The following is a 21,128-nucleotide window of genomic DNA, read 5'->3' as shown; positions in this document are numbered from 1 at the left end:
CTCCCCGTATCAGCGGTTGGCGGCCTGGTAGACCTCCAAAATGCCCTGGTGGTCCAGGGGGCAGAAGGTTCCGATGGAGCGGCTCCGGCCTCGGGAGCAGCCCAGGGCCAGGGCCTCCAGCTCGGCCTGGGGCAGGAGGCCAATCTCGGAGCCTCCCAGGGTCACCGGCAGGCCCAGACGGCGAAAGAAGTCCTCTGCCGCCCCGATGCAGGCCAGGGAGGCAGCCTCCGGTGCCCCCTCGGTGACCCCGAAGACGGTCCGGCCCAGCCGGGCGAAGCGCTCCGGGTCGGTGGGCCGCACCCGCCGGGCCCAGGCCGGCCACATGATGGTGAGGCTGGCCCCGTGGGCGATGCCGTACCGGCCGGAGAGCTCGTGGCCCAGCTGGTGGACGGAGAAGTCCTTGCCCCGTCCCAGTCCGGTGAGGTCGTTGTGGGAGAGGCTCCCGCACCACATGAGCTCCGACCGGGCCTCGTAGTCGCCGGGCCGCTCCAGGGCCGCAGGGGAGAAGCGGATGACCGTGCGGAGAATGGCCTCGGCCAGGGCGTCGGTGGTCTCGTTACCCGGCACGTTGGAGAAGTAGCGGTCCAGGGTGTGCATCAGGATGTCGGCCGCCCCACAGGCCGTCTGCCAGGCCGGGAGGGTGCAGGTGAGCTCCGGGTTCATGATGGCGAAGCGGGGGCGGTTCAGGGGGGTGTTGCGCCCCCGCTTCTCCCGGGCGGCCTCGTTGGTGATGACGGCGGAGTCGCTGGTCTCACTGCCGGCGGCGGCGATGGTGAGCACGCTCCCCATAGGAACTGTGTCCGCCGGGTCCCGCCGGGCGGTGAAGAAGTCCCACACCCGGCCCTCTGGGTCCCGGAGGCCCAGGCCCACGGCCTTGGCGGTGTCCAGGACGCTGCCGCCCCCCACGGCCAGCAGGAAGTCCACCCCCCGGTCCCGGTATTCCGCGATGGTCTCCTCCACAAAGGCCAGGGCGGGGTTGGGGTGGATGCCCCCCTTGAGGAAATAGGTGAGCCCCGCCTCCTCCAGAGAGCGGGTCACCCGGTCCAGAAGGCCGCTGCGCTGGGCGCTGCCACCGCCGTAGAGCACCAGCACCCGGCGGCCGCCCTCCGCCCGGACCGCCGCTCCCGCCTGGGACTCCGTCCCCCGGCCGAAGAGAATTTTGGTGGGTACATAATAGGTAAAGCTCTGCATAGGACAGTCCTTCCTCCCATATCATATTGAGAAAAGTATATCAAATCGGAGCCCGGCTTGCAATCCCCTCTGCCGCCGGCAACAGCACAGAGCGTTCCGGTCTGCCGCCGGGCCGGAACACAGATCAAGAAGGAGGCATTTGAATGGAAGCACAGGGAACCATCTCCATCCGGGCCTTTACCTCCCGGGCGCAGATTCCCATTCCGGGGGCGGCCGCCGCCGTGACCCGCCCTGCCGGACAAGGGCGGCACCAGCTGGTGGCCCTTCGGATCACCGATGAAAACGGCCTCACTGAGCCTGTTCCCCTCCCAGCGCCCCTCCTCTCCCAGAGTGACCAGCCGGGGGGCGCACAGCCCTTTGCCGTCTGTGACGTGTGGGTGGAGCACCCAGACTACCGGCTCCTCCATGTGGAGAACGTGCAGCTCTTTCCGGGGGTGGAGACCCGCCAGGACGCCGAGCTGATGCCCCTCCCGGAGTACCCGGAGGAGGGGGACATGACCGTCGTGGTGGACGTGACCCCCCAGCCGCTGTAAAAAGGAGCCAGCTATGCCAGTCATCATCACGCCCTACATCCCCCGGACCATCACCGTCCACCTGGGCGCGCCCAGCCAGAGCGCCGAAAATGTGACGGTGAACTTCCCCGACTACATCAAGAACGTGGCCTCCAGCGAGATCTACCCCACTTGGGAGCCCGCCGCCCTCCGGGCCAACATCCTGGCTCAGATCTCCTTCGCCCTCAACCGGGTCTACACCGAGTTCTACCCCAGCCGGGGCTATGACTTCCAGATCACCTCCACCACCGCCATGGACCAGAAGTTCATCCAGGGCCGGAACATCTTCGAGAACATCTCCCGCCTGGTGGATGAGATTTTTGACGACTACCTCCGCCGCCAGGGCTTCACCGAGCCCCTGTCGGCCAAGTTCTGCAACGGCACCACCACCACCTGCGACGGCCTCTCCCAGTGGGGGAGCCAGGCCCTGGCCCAGGAGGGCCTGGACAGCATGTCCATCCTCCGGCAGTATTACGGCGACGACATCGAACTGGTGGTGAACGCACCGGTGCAGGACCTGCGCTCCTCCTACCCCGGCGTACCCCTGCGGCTGGGCGCCTCCGGGCCAGAGGTGGAGGCCGTCCAGGCCGAGCTCAACCGCATCAGCCAGAACTACCCCGCCATTCCAAAAATCAGCCCGGTGGACGGCATCTTCGGACCCCAGACCCAGCAGGCGGTCCGCCGTTTCCAGGAGATTTTCGGCCTCACCCCAGACGGCATCGTGGGCAAGTCCACCTGGTATAAGCTGGTCTTCCTCTATGTGGGGGTTCTGGACCTCTCCGAGCTGGTGAGCCAGGGCCAGCGGGTCTTCGGCCTCGTGGCCACCCAGTACCCCAGCTCCGACACCCCCACCCGGGAGGAGGTCCTGGCCATCCAGTACTTCCTCTCCGTGTACGCCCAGTTTGACCCCGCCGTCCCCGCCCCCAGGCTGGACGGCATCTACGGGCCAGCAACCCAGAAGGCAGTGCGGGCCTTCCAGAGCGCCCAGGGCCTCCCGGCCACCGGGCGGGTGGACGCTGCCACCTGGAACGCCCTCTACAGCGCCTATGAGGGCATTGATCTCACCGTCCTCTCCAGGGAGGTCCTGTTTCCCGCTGAGCTCCAGGGGCTGGAGAGCGCCCCGGAGATCTTTGAGATGAGCACCCGCCTCACCCAGTTCCAGGGCCGGGAGCTCTCCCTGGGGGACCGGGACAGGGAAGGGGGGGGCCAGTGATGCGCAGGGAAGAGGATTTCCTGGGACTGCCCGTCCGCAGCCTCCAGCTGATGCTGGGAACCCTCTCCCGGCGCACACCGGAGCTGCCCCGGCTGGCGCCGGACGGCATCTTCGGAGAGGCCACCCTGGAGGCGGTGATGCGCTTCCAGCGCACCCAAGGCCTCCCGGTCACCGGGCGGGTGGATGGCCGGACCTGGGAGGCCATCGCCGGGGCCTACCGCAGGGCAATCCTGGACCTGGCCCCGCCCCGGCCGGTCCGGGTGTCCCGGGACCGGGACCTCTCCATTCGGGCGGGGCAGAGCTGCCCCAGCATCTTTCTCATCCAGGCCATGTTCCTGGCTCTGGCCCAGGTGCTGGAGGAGGTGGAGGCCGCCCCGGTGAACGGACGGCACACCGGGGCCTCGGTCCGCAACGCCGCCTGGCTCCAGCGCCGGTCCGGGCTCCCGGAGACCGGGCGGATGGACCGGGACACCTGGAACATGCTCTCCCGGCTCTACGAGCTCTTCCTGGCCCGGGTCCCCGCGGGCGGGGTCTGCCCGCCGGAGTTCCCGGCGGGGCGCGGCCCCTCGCCGGCCCTGGAGCGCTTCCCCTGGGAGCCCCGGGACCGGAGCGTCTGAACAGCAAGCGGCGCACGGACGAAGATCCGTGCGCCGCTATCCGTTCCACACCGCCGTCACAGGAAGGGGTTTCCGTCCTGATCCAGGACCTGCTTGCGGTGACAGCTCACATAGTCCGGGGAGAGGCCGGGACACTCCCGGCGGATGGTCTCCACCAGCAGGGTGGGGTTGAGGCCAGGGTTCTGGGCCCGGAGCACCGTGTCCAGAACGATGGCGTCCCGCCGGCTCTCATAGTCCACCCGGCGGATGAGGGGAATGAGGTCCACCTGGACCTGGCCGCTTTTCGCCTTTTTGGACTTCTTGGACACCACCAGTCTCTCCTGGCCCAGCAGGGCCCGGACAGCGTTCTCCGCCCCCACCGGAGCCCCGGCGTCATACTCCAGGGTGATGATGTAGTTGACCCAGCACAGCTCCTTGAAGGGCCGCCCCCCGCTGTAGCAGCGGGAGACGGTAATGCCCTCCGGCAAAACCCGGGTCAGACGCCCCGGCACCTGGGACAGGTCCGCATCCTCTGGAAGGCCGAACTCCAGAATTTCGCACTGGCTGGAAAAGCCCACCGACAGGGGCAGAGCGATGGAGACATAGGCATGGGGGTTGAAGCCCTCGGTGTGGCGGACATGGAGGTCCGCCCGGAGAAAGGCCCGCTGGAAGGTCCGCATCAGGTCCAGGTGGGAGATATACCGGGCCCGGCCCGTTTTGGCGAATTGGATGCGCGTCTCACTCATCGCAGGACCTTCCCTTCTCCAGCAGGCAGTTTGCTCCACAGCCGGTGCACTGCTTCCGGCAGTCTGGGGTGATGACGGCGGTGTAGGCCAGCTCCCGCTCCCGCCACAAGAAATCGGTCCGCACGCCGGTAGACACCCGGATCCAGGGGAGGACTTCCTCCCGGCTCCGGGCCCGGTTGGCGTAAAAGGCCGGGTCCAGGCCGCAGGACTCGAAGGCCCGCAGCCAGCGCTCCAGGTCGAAATACTCGCTCCAGGCGTCGAACTTGGCCCCCTCCCGCCAGGCCGCCTCCAGTACGCCGGCCAGCCGCCGGTCCCCCCGGGCAAAGACAGCCTCCAGGAAGGAGGTGTCCGGGTCGTGCCAGTGGTAGGAGATGGACTTCTCCCGCAGGTTCTCCCGCAGGAGCTTCACCCGGCGCAGGTACTCCTCCCGGGTCACCTGGGGCTCCCACTGGAAGGCGGTGTGGGGCTTGGGCACGAAACAGGCGGTGGAGACTGTGATGCGGCAGCCCCGGCGCTTGTCCGGGGCGGTCTCCCGCCAGAGCTGGAGCACCTTTCTGGCCAGGTTGGCGATGCCCAGCACGTCCTCGTCGGTCTCGGTGGGCAGGCCCAGCATAAAGTAGAGCTTCACCGCGTTCCACCCGCCCAAAAAGGCGGTGCGGCAGGAGGTCATCAGGTCCTCCTCGGTGACGTTCTTGTTGATGGCGTCCCGGAGGCGCTGGGTGCCGGCCTCTGGGGCGAAGGTGAGGCCCGACTTGCGGACGTGCTGAAGCCGCTGCATCAGGCCCATGGAGAAGTTGTCCGCCCGCAGAGAGGGCAGGGAGAGGGAGACCTTGTTGGGCTCACACCAATCCAGCAGGCCGTCGCAGAGGGCCTCCAGGGGCCGGTAGTCGCTGGTGGACAGGCTGGAGAGGGTGATCTCCTGATAGCCCGAGTTTTTGCACGCGGCGATGCCCTGCTCCACCAGACGCCGGGGGTCCCGGGAGCGGACAGGCCGGTAGGCATATCCCGCCTGACAGAACCGGCAGCCCCGGATACAGCCCCGGAAGACCTCCAGCATTACCCGGTCGTGGACGATTTCGGTGGAGGGCACGATGGTCTTCACCGGGAAATAGGACTTGTCGAAGTCCTGGACGATGCGCTTGGTCACCAGTTCCGGAGCCCCCGGCTCGGGGGTGACGGCGGCCACGGTGCCGTCAGGGTGATAGGTCACCTCATAGAGGGAGGGGACGTAGAGCCCCGGGATGCCGGCCGCCGCCAGCAGCAGGTCCCGGCGGGGCCAGCCCTCCCGGCGGGCCCTCCGGCAGAGCTGGATGAGCTCCACCGTCACCTCCTCCCCCTCGCCCAGGGAGAACAGGTCGATGAAAGGGGCCAGGGGCTCCGGGTTGTAGGCGCAGGTGCCCCCGGCGATGACCAGGGGGTGGCTCTCGTCCCGGTCGGTCGAGCGCAGGGGCAGCCCCGCCAGATCCAGCAGGTTGAGCACATTGCTGTAGGCCATCTCATAGCCTAGGGAGAAGCCCAGAATGTCGAAATCCGACACCGGGTCCCCGCTCTCCAGGCCATAGAGGGGCAGGCCCTCCCGGCGCATCTCGGCCTCCATGTCTCCCCAGGGGGCGAAGACCCGCTCGCACCAGACGCCGGGCAGCTCGTTCATCAGGCCGTAGAGAATCCGCACCCCCAGATTGGACATGCCGATCTCATAGGTGTCCGGGAAGCACAGGGCTACCCTGGTATCCACCTTCTTGCGGTCCTTGACCACCGCGTTGTATTCGCCCCCGGTGTACCGGGCCGGCTTTTCCACCCGGGACAAAATGGCCTCCATCGTCTGGTCCATGCCTAACCTCCGCTCAACGTGCGCCCTTGCGCGCGATGTCTCACATGCGATAAAATAAACAGTATAGCAAATGTATATTTTACCCGCTATGCGCAGGATTGGCAAGTCCAAATTCTCACTTTTCCGCTTTTTCTCCTCCCTCCCATGTATTTTCTGACAACGGACTCAGCCGGACCCGGCACGCGGACCCCGTCAATCCGCCCCCCAGCCCTCTGGATTCTGAAGAAAATCCACCACGACATCCCAGAAGTGTTCCGCTGACAGCGCCCCCTCGTTGCAGGCCCTGACCAGCCGGTCCACCCGCCCGCCGTCGGTGGATAGCCGCTCCGCCCGGTGCCCGCTGGTACAGACGATCCCGAACATCACGGGCTTGGAGGTCTCGTCTACACTGCGGGCAAACTTTACCATTTCCTGTTCCATCCTTTCTCGTCTCTCCTTTACACCTCCCGCCGGAAGGCGGAAGGGCTCCTGTTTTTTGCGTCCTTGTGCTATAATGTAGCTGCCGCATCCGCCCCAGGGCGTCCGGCGTTGGGGCTTCCACGGCGGCATCCCGCGCCGGAGCGGGCCTTCCCGCCCGCGCCGCGCGGGCAATCTGGAGCGGCGGTATGGAAACGATACTCCCCCCTTTCTGCCATGAGCCTACCTCATCTTGTGCCGCCCGATTTTCTGGTGACAATATGATGTATTTTCCCATGGTTGTCAAGGGCAATGAAAAAATTGCCCTCTCCGGCTGTGATTTTTAACCGGATTTGGGCAACGGTTGTCGAAGGAAGGAGTGAATTGGTAAAACATGGCTATTTCAGAAAAACTGCTCTATGTCAAACAGAGGTCCGGCTGGAGCGCCGAGGAGCTCTCCCGGCGCTCCGGGGTTCCCCTGGGGACCCTCAACAAGCTCCTCACGGGCCAGACCCGGCAGCCCTCGGCCGCCGCCCTCTACCGCCTCTGTCAGGTGCTGGACATCTCCATGGACTACCTGCTGGACGACCGCGTCCCGGTCCAGGCCCCCAAGGAGGCCCTGGCCGAGGAGGGCGGCGTCCGCTACCTCTCCCAACGGGAGGCCGAGCTGCTGGATGGCTTTGCGGGCCTCACTGAGCACAGCCAGCAGGTGCTGGAGGCTGTGCTGGGCCTTCTGCTCTACCAGTCGCCAAAGGTCTTTTTTGACGGCCCCTCCAGAAAGCTCCTGTGCTTTCAGTCCGTGGCCCGGGGCCGCCGGGGCTCCTTCGGAGAGGGGTTTTATGTCCGTCCCATCCAGACCCTGCTGGACCCTGTCACCCGGGAGGCCGACTTCACCGTCCTCCTCACCAGCAGGGCCCTCTATCCGGCCTTCGGCCCCGGCACCATCCTGGGGGTCAGCCGGGTCCAGCCGGAGCACAACCAGCTCGGCCTCTTCCTGGTGAACCGGGAGGCATTCATCCGCAAGCTCCGCCGGAGCCGGAACAAAACCAAGCTGGTGGCCGTCAATCTGGACTACAAGGACATCTCCCTGGGGGAGCGGGACGAGCTTAAGTGCCTGGGCACCGTTTTAGGGGCGGTGCGGGACTACCGCTGGCTCTGAGGGTCCGGTTTCCTCTCCGGCCCGCCGGACGGAACTTCTCCTGCGTCCCGGGGCCGGAAAATCCACGCGACTGCTTTGGAAAGGAGGGTCCGCCTTGGACCAATACCTCAGCGCCCTGCGGGACTTTGCCGGCACGCTGGCCGCCCTGCTGGGGGACTATCCCCTGGTGGTGGCCTGGTACACCGCTGTGGTGCGCTTTCTCTTCCCCGTTTTGGCCCTGCTGATTTTGGTTCGGAGCATCCGCTCCCTGCTGACGGTGCCCCATCTGCCGGAGGTCTGGGCCTGTCTCACCCTGCCAAACGGCCTCTCCCAGCCGCTGACCCACTGGGAGAACATCCTGGGCCGGTCCGCCGCCTCTGACGTGGTGCTGGGCTATCCCACCGTCTCCCGGCAGCACGCCGCCCTCATCCGGGCCGAGGGCGACCGCTGGACAGTCTACGATCTGGACTCCAAGGGGGGCGTGGTCCTCAACGGCCGGGTGGTGGAGGGCTCCGCCCCGGTGGCCTACGGCGATGTGCTGAGCCTGGGAGGGGTAGAGACCGTCCTACTCCCGGTTCCGCCGGAGGAGCGGGAGCGCCGCCGCCGGAACCGCCGGGAGCGGGAGCGGCCCGTCTCCCCCTGGACGGGGCTCTTCTTCCTCACCGTCTTCCAGGTCCTCACCGCCGGGCAGCTCCTGGCCGCCGCCGGGACCGGCGCCCCTCTGACCATCCCTGCCGCCTTCTTCTGCCTGACGGCGGTGATGTGGGGCTACTTCCTGGCCATGCGGGCCATCCGGCGGGTGGGCTTTGAGATGGAGACCATCGCCTTCTTCCTCTCCACCCTCTCCCTGGCTGTCACCGCCTCCTCTGCCCCGGAGGACCTCTTCAAGCAGCTCATCGCCCTGCTGCTGGGACTCCTCCTCTTCGTGGTGCTGGGGGTCTTTCTCCGGGACCTGGACCGGGTGAAGGCCATCCGCTGGCTTATGGCCGGCGGGGCCATAGGGCTTTTGGGGATCACCCTGGTGCTGGGGGCCCTGGGCCTGGGCCAGAGCCGCTACGGCGCCATGAACTGGATTATCCTGGGCCCCCTGTCCTTCCAGCCCTCGGAGCTGGCTAAGATCTGCTATATCTTCGCCGGATCAGCCACCCTGGAGCGCCTCTTCCGCAAGCGGAACCTGGGGCTCTTCCTTCTGCTCACCCTGGTGTGCATCGGCTTTCTGGCCCTCATGAGCGACTTCGGCACCGCCGCCATCTTCTTTGTCACCTTCCTGGTCATCGCCTACCTGCGCTCCGGGGACTGGACCACCCTGGCCCTTATCACCGGGGCCTGCGTGGCGGGGGCGGGGGTGGTCTGCTCCATCAAGCCCTATATCCTCCAGCGCTTTGCCACCTGGGGACACGCCTGGGAGCAGGCCAGCTCCGGGGGCTACCAGCAGGTCCGCACCATGTCGGCCGCCGCCTCCGGCGGGCTGGTGGGGGTGGGGGCGGGGGAGGGCTGGCTCCAAAACGTGGCCGCCTCCGACACCGACTTGGTCTTCGGGATGCTCTGCGAGGAGTGGGGGCTGGTTATCGGGGTTCTGGCCGTCCTCTCCATCGTCACCCTGGCGGTCTTCGCCGTCCGGGCCTGCCGGGCGGGGCGGTCCAGCTTTTACACCATCGCCGCCTGCGCCGCAACCTCTCTGCTGGTCTTTCAGACCTGCCTGAACGTCTTCGGCTCGGTGGACCTGCTGCCCCTCACCGGAGTCACCTTTCCCTTTGTCTCCAACGGCGGCTCCTCCATGCTGGCCTCCTGGGGCCTGCTGGCCTTTTTGAAGGCCACCGACACCCGGCCCAACGCCAGCTTTGCCATCCGGCTGCCCTCCTGGCGGGAGCCCCCCGTCTTCCTGGGACAAAACCCGGAACAGGAGGTGGACCTGGATGCTTAGAATCGAACGGCGGGCCTCGGTCTGCCTGCTTCTGGCCGCCGCCCTGGCGCTGGGGCTGGCCGTCTTCTGCTTCCGCTTCTTCCAAAACGGGGGGCGGTGGGTCTCCTTCGCCGCCAACCGGCACCTCTACAACAGCAAGGGGGAGCTCTCCCTGGGCCGGGTGCTGGACCGGGACGGGGATGTCCTCTCCTGGGTGGACGAGGACGGCAGCCGGGTCTGGTATGCCAACCGAACCGTCCGGGAGGCCGCCCTCCATGTGGTGGGGGACGCCCAGGGGAAGATCGGCTCCGGGGCTCTGGTGGCCTTTGCCGACAAGCTCTCAGGCTATAACCTCCTCACCGGGGCCTATAGCCCCCTGGGGGCGGGCAACGACCTCTACCTCACCATCGACGCCCATCTCAACTATGTGGCCTACAACGCCATGAACGGCAAAAAGGGGGCGGTGGGGGTCTACAACTACCGGACGGGGGAACTTCTCTGCCTGCTCTCCACCCCCACCTACGACCCCGCCGACCCGCCGGACATCCAGGAGGACGACCCCAGGTATGAGGGGGTCTACGTCAACCGCTTCCTCTCCGGCCTCTTTACCCCCGGCTCGGTCTTCAAGACGGTGACCCTCTCCGCCGCCATGGAAAACCTCCCCGACCTCTTCCAGCGGACCTTCACCTGCACCGGCTCCTTCCAGGTGGGGGACCAGCTGGTGACCTGTCCCGCCGCCCACGGGGAGATGGATATCTACGGCGCCTACACCCAGTCCTGCAACGGGGTCTTCGCCCAGCTGGCCAACGAGGTGGGGGGCGGGGTCCTCCAGAACTACGCCCGGCAGGCCGGCCTCACCGGCAGCTACCGGGTCAGCGGCCTGCGGACAGCGGCGGGGAGCTTCTCCCTGGACGGCCTCACCCCCGGCCAGCTGGGCTGGGCCGCCGTGGGCCAGGCCGGCGACCTGATGAACCCCTGTGCCCTGATGGTCTACATGGGGGCCATCGCCAGCGGCGGGCGGGCGGCGGCGCCCCAGCTGGTCCTCAAAACCGAGACCCCCCTGGGCTTTCCCCCCTCGTTCTATTTCACCCGCCGGACGGAGCGGCTGATCGACAGCGGCACGGCGGAGATCCTGGCCGATATGATGGCCCGGAATGTGGTCGAGGGCTACGGTACCGGGCGCTTCCCCAACATGGACCTCTGCGCCAAGTCGGGCACCGCCGAGGTGGGGGGCGGCAAGTCCCCCACCGCCTGGTTCTCCGGATTCCTGCGGAATGAGGACGCCCCCTACGCCTTCGTGGTGGTGGTGGAGGAGGGGGGCAGCGGCTCCCAGACGGCGGGGAACGTGGCCGCCGCCGTCCTTAACGCCCTGGTGAATGGGGGCTGACCGGCCCCCAATTTATGTCCTCATCAAAAAGGACCGCGCCCCCTTGCAAAACAGCCGGGGAGAGGATACAATAGGGGAGAGATATTTGAGGCAGCACAGCACAAAGAGCGACAAACGGCTTTGCGCGGTGCCGTCCAAGTCATTTGGAAAAGCGGAAAGGAAGGGTTTTTATGGCGATTCTAGTGTTGGGCGGGGCCGGGTACATCGGCTCCCACACCGTGTACGAGCTCATCGATGCGGGCCGGGAGGTGGTGGTGGCCGACAACCTCCAGACCGGCTTCCGGGCCGCTGTCCACCCCAAGGCGAAATTTTACCAGCTGGACATCCGGGACCGGGGCGCTCTGGACACCCTCTTCCAGGCCGAGGAGATCCAGGGGGTCATCCACTTTGCCGCCTCCTCTCAGGTGGGGGAGAGCATGTCCGACCCTCTGAAATACTATGACAACAACCTCTACGGCACCATGGTGCTCCTCCAGTCCATGGTATGCCATGGGGTGAAGAAGATCGTCTTCTCCTCCACCGCCGCCACCTACGGCGAGCCGGAGCGGGTGCCCATTCTCGAGAGCGACCCCACGCACCCCACCAACTGCTACGGCGAGACCAAGCTGGCCATGGAGCACATGATGGGCTGGGTCTCCCAGGCCCACGGCCTGAAGTATGTGGCCCTGCGGTACTTCAACGCCTGCGGCGCCCACCCCTCCGGGGCCATCGGGGAGGCCCACGACCCAGAGACCCACCTGGTGCCCATCGTCCTCCAGGTGCCCAATGGCAAGCGGGACCACGTCTCCATCTACGGGGAGGACTACGCCACCAAGGACGGCACCTGCGTCCGGGACTACATCCATGTCAGCGACCTGGCCCAGGCCCATATTCTGGCCCTGGACTATCTCCTCAAGGGGGGTGAAAACAACGTCTTTAACCTGGGCAACGGCGTGGGTTTCACGGTGAAGGAGGTCATCGACACCGCCCGGGCCGTCACCGGCCACCCCATCCCCGCCCAGGCGGCCCCCCGCCGGGCCGGAGATCCCGCCCAGCTGGTGGCCTCCTCTCAGAAGGCCAAGGACATTTTGGGATGGAAGCCCCGGTACGACGACCTGGCCACCATTATTTCCACCGCCTGGGCCTGGCACAAGAGCCACCCAAACGGTTTTGAGGAGGGCTGAGCATGGAGCGCGACGCGGCCATTGCCCGGCTGGTCACTTACGCCCGGCGGACGGGACTCATTGAGGAGAGCGAGGCGATTTGGGCGGTAAACACCCTGCTGGAGGCCCTGGGGCTGGACAGCTATTCGGCGCCCCAGGAGCCTGTGGAGGGGGACATCGACCTGCCGGAGGTGCTCAAGGCCCTGATGGACGATGCTCACGCCCGGGGCGTGCTCCGGGAGGACTCCATCGTGTACCGGGACCTCTTCGACACCATGCTCATGGGCCGGCTGACCCCCCGGCCCGCCCAGGTCATCGGGACCTTCCGTGCCCTCTGCGCCGAGAGCCCCCGAAAGGCCACCGACTGGTACTATCAGTTCAGCCAGGACACCAACTACATCCGCCGGGACCGCATCGCCAAGGACCGGAAATGGGTGACCTCCACGGAGTATGGTGATCTGGATATCACCATCAACCTCTCCAAGCCGGAGAAGGACCCCAAGGCCATCGCCGCCGCCCGGAGCCTGCCGGCGGCGGACTACCCCCGGTGCCAGCTCTGCGCCGAGAACGAGGGCTATGCCGGGCGGGTGAACCACCCCGCCCGGGGGAACCACCGCATCGTCCCCATCACCATCCACGGCTCCCCCTGGTTTTTGCAGTACTCCCCCTATGTCTACTACAACGAGCACTGCATCTGCCTCAACAGCCGGCATGTGCCCATGAAGATCGACCGGGACTGCTTCGCCAAGCTCCTGGACTTTGTCCGGCAGTTCCCCCACTACTTTGTGGGCTCCAACGCCGACCTGCCCATTGTGGGGGGATCCATTCTGGCCCACGACCACTTCCAGGGAGGGCACTATACCTTTGCCATGGAGAAGGCCCCGGTGGAGACTCCGGTGACCTTCCCCGGCTATGTGGATGTGCGAGCCGGAATCGTCAAGTGGCCCATGTCGGTGGTCCGCCTCACCGCCGCAGACCCGGATCGGCTCATCAACCTGGCCGGCCGCATCCTCACAAGCTGGCGGGGCTACACCGACGAGGCGGCCTTCCTCCTGGCCGAGACCAATGGAGAGCCCCACAACACCATTACCCCCATCGCCCGGCGGCGGGGGGAGGACTACGAGCTGGACCTGGTGCTCCGCAACAACATCACCACCCCGGAGCACCCCCTGGGGGTCTACCACCCCCACGCCGAGCTCCACCACATCAAGAAGGAGAACATCGGCCTCATCGAGGTCATGGGTCTGGCGGTCCTTCCCGCCCGGCTGAAGGAGGAGCTCGCTGCGGTAGCCGGCGCCCTGGTGTCCGGAGACGATCTCCGGGTCAGCCCCCTCACCGAGAAGCACGCCGGCTGGGCCGAGGGCTTCCGGGACAAGTACGCCATCACCCCGGACAACGCCCTGGAGATTGTGGAGCGGGAGACCGGCCTAGTCTTTGCCCAGGTCCTGGAGCAGGCCGGTGTCTACAAGCGCACCGAGGAGGGCAAGGCGGCCTTTCTGCGGTTCCTGGACCAAGTCTGAGACACAGCCCGCCCGGGCCGTGCCCTTTGGGGGCGCGGCCCGGGCTTTTTCGCCGGGGAGAGGGCGCGGCATCACTCCTGCGGCTTGTCCGGCCCGGCGGGAGGACCGGGCAGGGGAGGGATATGTACCACCGCCCGGCGGGCGATGGGGGGGCGGGTCCTTACACGGGGGCCGCCGTATTGCAGCACTGGAAGCCGGCGTCGATGCTGTGGGCGATAAACCGTGCCTTGAAGCGCCGCCGGTCACAGGTGGACAGGGGGGAGCCGCCGGAGACGTCCAGGTCCTCCGGGACCACGAACTTGATGCACCGCACCTGGATATCCCGGCAGTGGGGGCCGCTGTGGGCGGGGATGGTCATGGTCTTCATGCCCCGGGGGTACTCGCTGCCCTGGGAGTCCACCTCGGTGAGAATGGCGGCCAGGGCGGTCCGCTTTCCAGGGCAGATGTTCTTCAGGGTCACGCTCAGCTGGAGGATGCGGCCCTGGGACTCCTGATAGACGTCCCCAGATCCACCAGAACGGTGTCGGCGCAGCCCTCGGCCTCCAGGTCCACGGGGATGGGACAGGGCTCGGTGTAGACCACCCCGCCGCAGTCCACCGTCACCGAGGGGTCGGGGAAGGCGGCCTGGTTCCCCTCCGCATCGGAATAGGTGATGGACTGGTTCACCGGCTTGACCCCGGAGCTCTGGGCCACATGCCGGATGTCAAAGGACAGGGTGGCGCTCTCGCTGGCCGTCACCCCCAGCTCGGAGATGGTCCACCGCAGGGAGCGGCTGTCCAGCTGGGTGGCCGTCCCCTTGCTGGGGGTCAGGATGTTGGCGAGGACGAAGTCGGGCTGGAGCCGCTCGTCGATGACGATGTCGGTGGCCCCCGCTTTGGAGATGTTGGCGGCCAGGGCGGCAAAGAGGGCCTCCAGGTCTGCCGCGTCCGGTGTCACGGCCACATGGGAGGCGTCGGGGTCGGTGGCCCACTCGTTCAGGGCGCTCACGTCCAGGCCGTCCGCCCCCACCAGGCCAATGCAGTAGATAACGATGCCCTGGGCCCGGGCCGCGGCGGCCACAGGGGCGGGAGGCGCACCGGTGGTGGTGTTGCCGTCGGTGAACATGACCATGACCTTAGCGTTGGCCGAGGCCGGGTCAAAGAGCTGGGCGGCGGTGGAGAAGGCGTCGGCGTGGTTGGTGTTCCCGCCGGCGGTGAGCCCGTCCACGGCGGCTTTCAGGCCGGCCACCGAGGTGATAAGCTGGGTGTCATCCGCGGCGTTTCCGGCAAAGCTGACAATGCCGATGCGGCTGCCGGAGCCAATCTGGCCGCTGGGCGCACCGCCGGTGGCCTCGGCGATGATGTCGATGAACTGCTTGGCCCCAGCCTTCATGCTGGCCAAGGGCGCTCCGGCCATGCTGCCGGAGCGGTCCAGAATCAGCACGATGTCGGTGGGGTTGGTGAGGATATCCGGCGTGGCCGTCAGGGCCAGGGTCACCCGCAGGGTCCCGTCGCAGCCGATGCGGTCTGTGCTGAGAACCTTATTAGAATTTGTAACACCCATTCGTGTTACCTCCTTTCGGGGGAAGGACCCCCCAGGGCATCCTATGCGCGGGCGGCGGGATTCGACACAGCTTCCCCTTTTCAGAACATCTGAAGCCACTGTGGGTTCATGGGAACCTCAGGTTTTGGGCCGGTGTGCTCAGACAAATGCCGTCTCCGCCCCGGTCCGGCGGCAGCCCTCGGGGGCGTAGCGCCAGTGGGCCAGGCGGCCGCCGGTGATGAAATAGGTCAGGGGCGGCGGGCCCGGATCCGGGGGCAGGCGGTCGATGACCAGCAGCTTGATCTTCATCCGTTCGGGCAGAATGGCCTTGAGGAAGACCGAGACCCGGTCCCCTTCCCGGAGGTCCTCCCGGGGCTCGGCCAGGCCGGAGAGGTTGGGGAAGAGCTCCACAAAGGCCCCGTACTCCTTGATGCCCCGGACCCAGCCCACCGCCGTCATCCCGGGGGAGATCCGCCGGGCGTTTTCCTCCCAGGTGCCCAGCAGCTCCCGGTGGGTGAGCCGCACGCGGCCCGCCGCCGGGTCGGTGTCCAGCACGGCGGCGAAGATCTCCTGCCCCGGAGTGAAGCGGCAGGCCGGATGGGGAATGCGGGAGACCGAAATGTGCTCGATGCCGATCATGGACGCCAGGCCGCAGCCCATGTCCACGAAGGCCCCAAAGGGCTCTAAGTGGGTGACGGTGCAGGGAATGACCATCCCCGGCCGGAGCCGGGCCATCAGTGCATCCCGGGCCAGGATCTGGGCCCGGCGGCGGGAGAGGCGGACGCGGGGGCCCTCCGGCCCCTCCTCCGCCTCCTCCACCAGGAAGCACACCGGCTTGCCCACCCGGGAGAGGATGGCGATGTCCCGGACGGTCCCCTCAGCCACCCCCAGGGCGGCCTCCTCCCGGGGGATCACCCCTGTGAAGGGGCCCAGGGAGACCGTCAGGTGGTGCTCCGGGCTGCAGGAGAGGGCCTGACCCTCCAAGATGACGCCCCGGTCCCGGGCGGAGCGCAGAGCCTCCAGACTGGCGCAGGCCCCACGGTTTTCCGGCGTGTTCAGGCGCCGGCCCTCGGGGAGAAAGCGGCTGAGCATCCCGCATCATTCCTTTCCGTCGCTGTGTTTTTTCTGGATAGGTCACTATATGCGGCGGGAAACCGGGAATTGACAGGGAGGGCTTGGGAACTTATAATGATATCCGTTCGGTTCCCGAACCAAGGGGAACCCATGCGGAGACGGGAGGCGGTCAGAGATGGATGTGCGTCTGGACGATGTGCTGGAGATGAAGAAGGCCCACCCCTGCGGGAGCAAGCGGTGGCTTGTGCTCCGGGTGGGCATGGACTTCCGCCTTCGGTGCCAGGGCTGCGGCCATGAGGTCATGCTGCCCCGGAGCAAGGCGGAAAAGAGCATCCGCAAGATCTTTCGGGAGGGAGAGGAAGCCACATGAAAAAGCATTGGAGCCGGCGCATCCGGGACATGGTCCCTTATGTACCCGGGGAGCAGCCCCGGGACCGGCAGTTCATCAAGCTCAACACCAACGAGAACCCCTATCCACCCTCTCCAAAGGCCCTGGAGGCCCTTCGGGCCGCCGCCGGGGACAGCCTGCGGCTCTACCCAGACCCGGAGTGCATCGAGCTGCGCACCGCCGCCGCCGCCGTCCATGGCCTCTCCCCGGAGCAGGTCTTTCCCGGCAACGGTTCCGACGAGGTGCTGGCCTTCTGCTTCCAGGCCTTCTTCGACCCGGACCGGCCGGTGCGCTTTGCCGACATCACCTACACCTTCTATGCCGTCTATGCCCGCTATTTCGGCCTGCCGGTGGAGCTGGTCCCCTTGGCGGAGGACTTTACCCTGCCGGTGGAGGATTTTCTCCCTCCTGGCTGCGGCGGGGTGGTGGTGGCCAACCCCAACGCCCCCACCGGTCTGGCGGTGGAGCTGGCCGGCATCCGGCGCATCCTAGAGGCCCACCGGGACCAGGTGGTGCTGGTGGACGAGGCATACATCGACTTCGGCGGCGCTTCAGCCGACGCCCTGGTGGGGGAGTACGACAATCTGGTGGTGGTGCGCACCCTGTCCAAGGGCCACGCCCTGGCGGGACTCCGGGTGGGCTATGCCTTGGCCTGTCCCGAACTCATCGCCGCCCTGCGGTGCGTCCGGGACTCCATCAACTCCTACACCGTGGACCGGGCCGCCCAGGCTGCGGCGGCGGCCTCCATCGCGGACACGGCCTACTTCCAGGAGCGGACCGCCCAGGTGGTTCGGACACGGGACCAGACGGCCCTGGCTCTGCGGGATATGGGCTTTACCGTCACCGACTCCCAGGCCAACTTCCTCTTTGTCCGCCACCCGGAGGTCCCGGCCAAGGTATTGCTGGACGGTCTGCGGGAGCGGGGCATTCTGGTGCGATGGTTCGACCGGCCCCGCATTCGGGACTGCCTGCGGATTACAGTGGGCGCCGACGGGGAGATGTCCGCCCTGACGGCCGCCCTGAAAGAACTCACGGAGGTTTGACATGCGATACGAAGGCGATATCTACCGGCCCCCCGGGGAGTGGAAGAGCTACCTGCTCCAGGCCACGGTGGGCTGCTCCAACAACACCTGCACCTTCTGCAATATGTACCGGGACAAGAAGTTCCACATCCGGCCCATGGAGGACATCCTGGAGGACATCCGCATGGCCAAGGCCTATTACGGCGACGTGCGGCGGGTCTTCCTCTGCGACGGGGACGCCATCATTATGAAGACCCAGGACCTGCTGACCATCCTGGACGCCCTCTACGCCGCCTTTCCCTCCCTGGAAAAGGTCACCACCTACGCCGGCCCCAGGAGCACCCTCACCAAGTCCCCGGAGGACTTAAAACTCCTGCGGGAGCACGGCCTGGCCCGGGCCTATCTGGGGGTGGAGACCGGCTGTGACGCCCTCTTGAAGAAGGTGAAGAAGGGGGTGGACGCCCAGCAGATGCTGGAGGCCGGCCTCCGGCTCCGGGAGGCGGGCATGGACCTGTGGGTGATGATCCTCCTGGGCCTGGCGGGCCGGGGGGAGGAGGCGGAAGAGCGCCACATCCTGGATACCGCCGCTATGATGAACCAGATGAAGCCCCGACACCTCTCCGCCCTGACCCTGAGCCTCTATCCGGGCACCGAGCTCTATGAGGACTGCCAGGCGGGCAGATTCCAGCCCGTGACCCCCATGGACACCCTCAGGGAGGCCCGGCTCCTCATCGAAAAGCTGGAGGTGGACCCCCTCCACTTCACCTGCGACCACGCCTCCAACTATGTGCCTTTGAAGGGAAGCCTACCGGAGGACCGGGAGCGGTTCCTGGCCCAGCTGGACCGGGCCCTGGAGAGCGGCGCGGGGATGCGCCCCGAGTGGACCCGGGGGTTCTGACCGGCGGAAAAACATAGAGGGCGTTGCTCTGGCCCATCTCCGGGAGAAGAGAAGTCTGCCGCTCATCCACCACAGCGTTGACCGCGTCCATTTGGAAGGCTTGGTGGAGTACTCGTACTCCACCAAGCCAGAGACCTGCATTTGCCTTCCGGCGGAATTTCCGCATCACTTCGTTATCGTCCTTGGTGGACGACTGCCTGCCGGCGTCCTCTGCCTTGTTTCGCAAAAATTCCGCTCGAAATCCAATCTCCAATTTCTAACTGGGTGAAGTACCAGTTTCACGGCAATCACGCCTTATTGTACAGGATATAGATGGCCAGCAGCGGCCCTTGGCCCAGGTTTTCTTCCGGGAATTCCTTCTGTAGGCGCTGGTATTCCGCCAGCAGCAGAGGAAGGGTATCCTCTTGTTTTTGGATCCCAAACACCAGGCAGGTCATACTTTGTGCATAAGGGTCCCGAATTTTCGGGTACAGGGTCTTCAGCTGCTCCACATAGGACTGTTCCGCATGGGCCAGGATATATACTGCGGTCTCGATAAACATATCCTGCATACTGGTACAAAATCTGTGCAGCATGGGCGGGATGACGATCTGCTGCATAGTCAGCGCCCGCTTACATAGCATGTGACGGTTTACGATATCGTAGTCGCTCCGCATAAACCGAACAAAGTCCTCGCCGGTCTCAAGATGGGGGATTTCCTCCCGCTCCCGATTGATTTTATCCAAGCGCTGGGCATCCATTTTCTTTCTTGCCAAATCAAACACTTCATTCTCCAGATCCTCATCAAACCCGGCAGTTATGGAAAAATAGGCAATATTGGCAGCGGATAATTGGTCGAGCGGATTCTTTTTGAAAAAACCCTTAGGAAGCTGATTGTATTCCATTTCTTTCCCCTCACTCTAATTTTAATAATATGGTTATCCCTTTGCATCAGCGAATTGCAACTCCTTGCAGCAGAAGGCGTTGGAGCTAATTTATCTATGGTGATATCGCCCTGGAAATACGCAAACTTTACTCTGTTGTATTCGGAATGATTCTTTTTTCTTTGACTCACAGCTATATCAAGAAATTTCAAGCCGGTCGAAAGGGATAACCATATTTTAATAATTTTAATTCAACGCCATGGTCCCGCAGGATGGAGTAGGCGTTGGCCATGGCGGCATCGTCGGCAACGCTGTCACGGGAGATGATGATTTTAGCCGGGGCATATTCCGTCATCTGCTCTATGTCCTCCGGCTGCACATCCCCGGCCAGATAGGCCAGCAGCAGGTAGCCGTCGCCCACGGCATATTTTACCACAGGATAAAGGTCACTGTGGACGTTTCTTTTCGGTGATCAACTTGATTTTACAATCAACTTTTATTTTACAACAAACATTTCCTTTTATCCACCTTTTTTGCAGGGACGGTCAAAAAGGGTATCATATCTGGGAATTTACAGCAATCCTTCTGCTTTTGCGCGGATTGCGTAAAATATTTGGAATGGGTCTGGCTCTTCCGCTATGGTTTCGTTCATCAAAGCCAATCTCCGCTGACCAACCCTTCTATCTAAATACAGCAAACTATTTTTTGCAAGGGCATAATGCCAAGTGAAAAGGTTTTAGATTTTCCAGTGGATTGTAACACTCTCACTGGTAGCGTCAATCTGTGATATGAGTATATCAACCGCCTTGCGCTTATCGTCAAAGCTCACGGACTCCCAGTCATCAAAGACAATGCAGATATTGAGCATCGCCCGGCCCATTGGCGTGGAAGTGTCAAACTTTTCTGTGCAGGACACAAACTCCACATTGTACTGCTTGAACAGTTCCATGAGCTTTGCGAAGTCCACGATGGAACGGCTAATCCGATCCAGCTTGTAGACGATCACCCGCTTAATCAAGCCCAGCTTGATGTCCTGCAGAAGCCGCTGGAAGTCGGGGCGCTCAATGTTCTTGCCAGAGTAGCCCTTGTCTTTGTATTCCTTACCCTCACCGCCTTTAAGCTCATAGCGGCAAAATTCAAATTGACGTTCAATGCTGATTCTGTCCTTTTTGTCAATCGACTGCCGCCCGTAAATTGCATCTATTCTACTATCCATAATTAGGGCTTGTTTGAAACATGTCAACATGCCCAACCGGCGGGTCTTTTGCCCCCTGGACGGCGCAATTTTTCCTTGAAATCCGCCAGGATTCCTGCGAAAAAATTGCTTGCCAGCGGCCCAAAACCCCTCGCTGCTGGACACATCGCCAATTTTCAAACAAGCCCTAAGTACATGAAACCTTAAAATAGAATTTTTTTGCTTTTTATTTCCCTGTCTACTTGACGGGGTGCAGTCCAAAGTGTCCAGAAGTCCAGGCGCAAGCGCCTGTTGTCTGCGTCCCGGAGCTATCGCTCCTGGGCCTTATTTTCCCGCCCGTCCGTATGGCCGAGCAGATGGTCAATGTTCGCCTTGACCGCAACAGCCTGCCACATATCCGCCTGGGCCTTGCGGTATTCAGCATAGAGAGCCTTTTTCTTTTCGGAGCGCTCCCGGCGCTCCTTTTTCAGCGTGTCCATTTTCGGGAGTTACGCGCCACCCAGGAGATCGCTCATAGTACCCTGTCCCGGGCAAGAGGGGCATCCGAGGAGCC

21 protein-coding genes and 1 pseudogene are annotated in these 21,128 nt (G+C 64.6%); 11 read left to right on the top strand and 11 right to left on the bottom strand.

Going from position 1 to position 21,128, the window contains the following annotated elements; all coding sequences use genetic code 11:
- Positions 1 to 9: 9 nt before the first annotated feature.
- The gene (locus Q0K09_RS02670) at positions 10 to 1,191 is read right to left on the bottom strand and encodes an iron-containing alcohol dehydrogenase (protein ID WP_294472502.1); all 1,182 of its coding nucleotides are present in this window, start codon (positions 1,189 to 1,191) and stop codon (positions 10 to 12) included.
- A gap of 143 nt (positions 1,192 to 1,334) precedes the next feature.
- Here Q0K09_RS02670 and Q0K09_RS02665 point away from each other — a divergent pair, with 143 nt between their 5' ends.
- The 3 genes from Q0K09_RS02665 to Q0K09_RS02655 are packed head-to-tail and all read left to right on the top strand — an operon-like array spanning position 1,335 to position 3,572.
- The gene (locus Q0K09_RS02665; protein WP_294472500.1) at positions 1,335 to 1,724 is read left to right on the top strand and encodes a spore cortex-lytic protein; all 390 of its coding nucleotides are present in this window, start codon (positions 1,335 to 1,337) and stop codon (positions 1,722 to 1,724) included.
- A 13-nt stretch (positions 1,725 to 1,737) separates the two neighbouring features.
- A complete protein-coding gene (locus tag Q0K09_RS02660) occupies positions 1,738 to 2,955 on the top strand; it encodes a peptidoglycan-binding protein (protein WP_294472497.1) in 1,218 nt (405 codons plus the stop codon).
- Positions 2,955 to 3,572, top strand: a complete 618-nt coding sequence (locus Q0K09_RS02655; RefSeq protein ID WP_294472493.1) for a peptidoglycan-binding protein — start codon at positions 2,955 to 2,957, stop codon at positions 3,570 to 3,572. Before Q0K09_RS02660 ends, Q0K09_RS02655 begins: the two co-directional genes overlap by 1 nt.
- A 56-nt stretch (positions 3,573 to 3,628) precedes the next feature.
- Here Q0K09_RS02655 and Q0K09_RS02650 read toward each other — a convergent pair whose 3' ends face one another.
- The 3 genes from Q0K09_RS02650 to Q0K09_RS02640 form a co-directional block, all read right to left on the bottom strand.
- Positions 3,629 to 4,297 (bottom strand): TIGR03936 family radical SAM-associated protein, encoded by a 669-nt coding sequence (locus tag Q0K09_RS02650; RefSeq protein ID WP_294472489.1) that lies wholly within the window; start codon positions 4,295 to 4,297, stop codon positions 3,629 to 3,631.
- On the bottom strand, positions 4,290 to 6,128 hold the full coding sequence (locus Q0K09_RS02645) for a TIGR03960 family B12-binding radical SAM protein (protein WP_294472487.1): 1,839 nt from the start codon (positions 6,126 to 6,128) through the stop codon (positions 4,290 to 4,292). The genes Q0K09_RS02650 and Q0K09_RS02645 overlap by 8 nt, the downstream gene beginning before the upstream one ends.
- 192 nt (positions 6,129 to 6,320) lie before the next feature.
- Positions 6,321 to 6,536: a hypothetical protein gene (locus tag Q0K09_RS02640; RefSeq protein ID WP_294472485.1), complete on the bottom strand. Its 216-nt coding sequence runs from the start codon at positions 6,534 to 6,536 to the stop codon at positions 6,321 to 6,323.
- Positions 6,537 to 6,918: 382 nt separating this feature from the next.
- On the opposite strand from Q0K09_RS02640, the gene Q0K09_RS02635 reads away from it, so the two are divergent.
- The 5 genes from Q0K09_RS02635 to Q0K09_RS02615 all read left to right on the top strand — a co-directional run bounded on the left by Q0K09_RS02635 (position 6,919) and on the right by Q0K09_RS02615 (position 13,614).
- A complete protein-coding gene (locus tag Q0K09_RS02635; protein WP_294472479.1) occupies positions 6,919 to 7,683 on the top strand; it encodes a helix-turn-helix domain-containing protein in 765 nt (254 codons plus the stop codon).
- 94 nt (positions 7,684 to 7,777) lie between these two features.
- Positions 7,778 to 9,586 (top strand): FtsW/RodA/SpoVE family cell cycle protein, encoded by a 1,809-nt coding sequence (locus Q0K09_RS02630; protein ID WP_365931262.1) that lies wholly within the window; start codon positions 7,778 to 7,780, stop codon positions 9,584 to 9,586.
- Positions 9,579 to 10,952 (top strand): penicillin-binding transpeptidase domain-containing protein, encoded by a 1,374-nt coding sequence (locus tag Q0K09_RS02625; protein ID WP_294472476.1) that lies wholly within the window; start codon positions 9,579 to 9,581, stop codon positions 10,950 to 10,952. The genes Q0K09_RS02630 and Q0K09_RS02625 overlap by 8 nt, the downstream gene beginning before the upstream one ends.
- Positions 10,953 to 11,122: 170 nt before the next feature.
- Positions 11,123 to 12,115, top strand: a complete 993-nt coding sequence (gene galE / locus Q0K09_RS02620) for a UDP-glucose 4-epimerase GalE (RefSeq protein ID WP_294472474.1) — start codon at positions 11,123 to 11,125, stop codon at positions 12,113 to 12,115.
- Between the two features lie 2 nt (positions 12,116 to 12,117).
- Positions 12,118 to 13,614 carry a UDP-glucose--hexose-1-phosphate uridylyltransferase gene (locus tag Q0K09_RS02615; protein ID WP_294472471.1) on the top strand — a complete coding sequence of 499 codons (1,497 nt, stop codon included), beginning with the start codon at positions 12,118 to 12,120 and terminating at the stop codon, positions 13,612 to 13,614.
- Positions 13,615 to 13,774: 160 nt separating this feature from the next.
- Here Q0K09_RS02615 and Q0K09_RS02610 read toward each other — a convergent pair whose 3' ends face one another.
- The 3 genes from Q0K09_RS02610 to Q0K09_RS02600 all read right to left on the bottom strand — a co-directional run bounded on the left by Q0K09_RS02610 (position 13,775) and on the right by Q0K09_RS02600 (position 16,227).
- Positions 13,775 to 14,074 carry a hypothetical protein gene (locus Q0K09_RS02610; RefSeq protein ID WP_294472469.1) on the bottom strand — a complete coding sequence of 100 codons (300 nt, stop codon included), beginning with the start codon at positions 14,072 to 14,074 and terminating at the stop codon, positions 13,775 to 13,777.
- Positions 14,075 to 14,076: 2 nt separating this feature from the next.
- Positions 14,077 to 15,156, bottom strand: a complete 1,080-nt coding sequence (locus tag Q0K09_RS02605) for a vWA domain-containing protein (RefSeq protein WP_294472467.1) — start codon at positions 15,154 to 15,156, stop codon at positions 14,077 to 14,079.
- A gap of 138 nt (positions 15,157 to 15,294) precedes the next feature.
- The gene (locus tag Q0K09_RS02600) at positions 15,295 to 16,227 is read right to left on the bottom strand and encodes a S1 RNA-binding domain-containing protein (RefSeq protein ID WP_294472465.1); all 933 of its coding nucleotides are present in this window, start codon (positions 16,225 to 16,227) and stop codon (positions 15,295 to 15,297) included.
- 157 nt (positions 16,228 to 16,384) lie between these two features.
- On the opposite strand from Q0K09_RS02600, the gene Q0K09_RS02595 reads away from it, so the two are divergent.
- Genes Q0K09_RS02595 through Q0K09_RS02585 form a run of 3 tightly spaced genes read left to right on the top strand, consistent with a single transcriptional unit; the run spans position 16,385 to position 18,517 of the window.
- Complete coding sequence (locus Q0K09_RS02595; RefSeq protein WP_294472462.1) at positions 16,385 to 16,579, top strand: DUF951 domain-containing protein; 195 nt, start codon at positions 16,385 to 16,387, stop codon at positions 16,577 to 16,579.
- A complete protein-coding gene (gene hisC, locus Q0K09_RS02590; protein WP_294472460.1) occupies positions 16,576 to 17,640 on the top strand; it encodes a histidinol-phosphate transaminase in 1,065 nt (354 codons plus the stop codon). Before Q0K09_RS02595 ends, hisC begins: the two co-directional genes overlap by 4 nt.
- A 1-nt stretch (position 17,641) precedes the next feature.
- Entirely contained in the window at positions 17,642 to 18,517 is an 876-nt protein-coding gene (locus tag Q0K09_RS02585; RefSeq protein WP_294472458.1) for a radical SAM protein, read from the top strand.
- Positions 18,518 to 18,804: 287 nt separating this feature from the next.
- On the opposite strand, the gene Q0K09_RS02580 is transcribed toward Q0K09_RS02585, so the two are convergent.
- The 4 genes and pseudogenes from Q0K09_RS02580 to Q0K09_RS02565 all read right to left on the bottom strand — a co-directional run.
- Positions 18,805 to 19,401, bottom strand: coding sequence for a hypothetical protein (locus tag Q0K09_RS02580; protein WP_294472456.1), 597 nt, complete (start codon positions 19,399 to 19,401; stop codon positions 18,805 to 18,807).
- A gap of 187 nt (positions 19,402 to 19,588) precedes the next feature.
- Positions 19,589 to 19,816, bottom strand: coding sequence for a hypothetical protein (locus Q0K09_RS02575; RefSeq protein WP_294472453.1), 228 nt, complete (start codon positions 19,814 to 19,816; stop codon positions 19,589 to 19,591).
- Positions 19,817 to 20,116: 300 nt separating this feature from the next.
- Positions 20,117 to 20,596, bottom strand: a complete 480-nt coding sequence (locus Q0K09_RS02570; RefSeq protein WP_294472529.1) for a recombinase family protein — start codon at positions 20,594 to 20,596, stop codon at positions 20,117 to 20,119.
- A gap of 287 nt (positions 20,597 to 20,883) precedes the next feature.
- Positions 20,884 to 21,090, bottom strand: a pseudogene (locus Q0K09_RS02565) (hypothetical protein); the annotation flags it as partial.
- Positions 21,091 to 21,128: the final 38 nt, after the last annotated feature.

Source organism: uncultured Intestinimonas sp. (genome assembly GCF_944387725.1).
Taxonomy (GTDB): domain Bacteria; phylum Bacillota; class Clostridia; order Oscillospirales; family Oscillospiraceae; genus Intestinimonas.
The sequence above is the reverse complement of the archived record's forward strand: the minus strand, read 5'-3'. Positions and strand labels throughout refer to the sequence as shown.

Bases quoted from the DNA above. Each gene is read 5' to 3' on its own strand.
- Q0K09_RS02580 (WP_294472456.1), bottom strand. From the start codon at position 19,401: ATGGAATACAATCAGCTTCCTAAGGGTTTTTTCAAAAAGAATCCGCTC.
- Q0K09_RS02605 (WP_294472467.1), bottom strand. From the start codon at position 15,156: ATGGGTGTTACAAATTCTAATAAGGTTCTCAGCACAGACCGCATCGGC.
- Q0K09_RS02640 (WP_294472485.1), bottom strand. From the start codon at position 6,536: ATGGTAAAGTTTGCCCGCAGTGTAGACGAGACCTCCAAGCCCGTGATG.
- Q0K09_RS02585 (WP_294472458.1), top strand. From the start codon at position 17,642: ATGCGATACGAAGGCGATATCTACCGGCCCCCCGGGGAGTGGAAGAGC.
- Q0K09_RS02660 (WP_294472497.1), top strand. From the start codon at position 1,738: ATGCCAGTCATCATCACGCCCTACATCCCCCGGACCATCACCGTCCAC.
- Q0K09_RS02650 (WP_294472489.1), bottom strand. From the start codon at position 4,297: ATGAGTGAGACGCGCATCCAATTCGCCAAAACGGGCCGGGCCCGGTAT.
- Q0K09_RS02595 (WP_294472462.1), top strand. From the start codon at position 16,385: ATGGATGTGCGTCTGGACGATGTGCTGGAGATGAAGAAGGCCCACCCC.
- Q0K09_RS02625 (WP_294472476.1), top strand. From the start codon at position 9,579: ATGCTTAGAATCGAACGGCGGGCCTCGGTCTGCCTGCTTCTGGCCGCC.
- Q0K09_RS02645 (WP_294472487.1), bottom strand. From the start codon at position 6,128: ATGGACCAGACGATGGAGGCCATTTTGTCCCGGGTGGAAAAGCCGGCC.
- hisC (WP_294472460.1), top strand. From the start codon at position 16,576: ATGAAAAAGCATTGGAGCCGGCGCATCCGGGACATGGTCCCTTATGTA.
- Q0K09_RS02635 (WP_294472479.1), top strand. From the start codon at position 6,919: ATGGCTATTTCAGAAAAACTGCTCTATGTCAAACAGAGGTCCGGCTGG.
- Q0K09_RS02615 (WP_294472471.1), top strand. From the start codon at position 12,118: ATGGAGCGCGACGCGGCCATTGCCCGGCTGGTCACTTACGCCCGGCGG.
- Q0K09_RS02600 (WP_294472465.1), bottom strand. From the start codon at position 16,227: ATGCTCAGCCGCTTTCTCCCCGAGGGCCGGCGCCTGAACACGCCGGAA.
- Q0K09_RS02655 (WP_294472493.1), top strand. From the start codon at position 2,955: ATGCGCAGGGAAGAGGATTTCCTGGGACTGCCCGTCCGCAGCCTCCAG.
- Q0K09_RS02665 (WP_294472500.1), top strand. From the start codon at position 1,335: ATGGAAGCACAGGGAACCATCTCCATCCGGGCCTTTACCTCCCGGGCG.
- Q0K09_RS02670 (WP_294472502.1), bottom strand. From the start codon at position 1,191: ATGCAGAGCTTTACCTATTATGTACCCACCAAAATTCTCTTCGGCCGG.
- Q0K09_RS02570 (WP_294472529.1), bottom strand. From the start codon at position 20,596: ATGGATAGTAGAATAGATGCAATTTACGGGCGGCAGTCGATTGACAAA.
- galE (WP_294472474.1), top strand. From the start codon at position 11,123: ATGGCGATTCTAGTGTTGGGCGGGGCCGGGTACATCGGCTCCCACACC.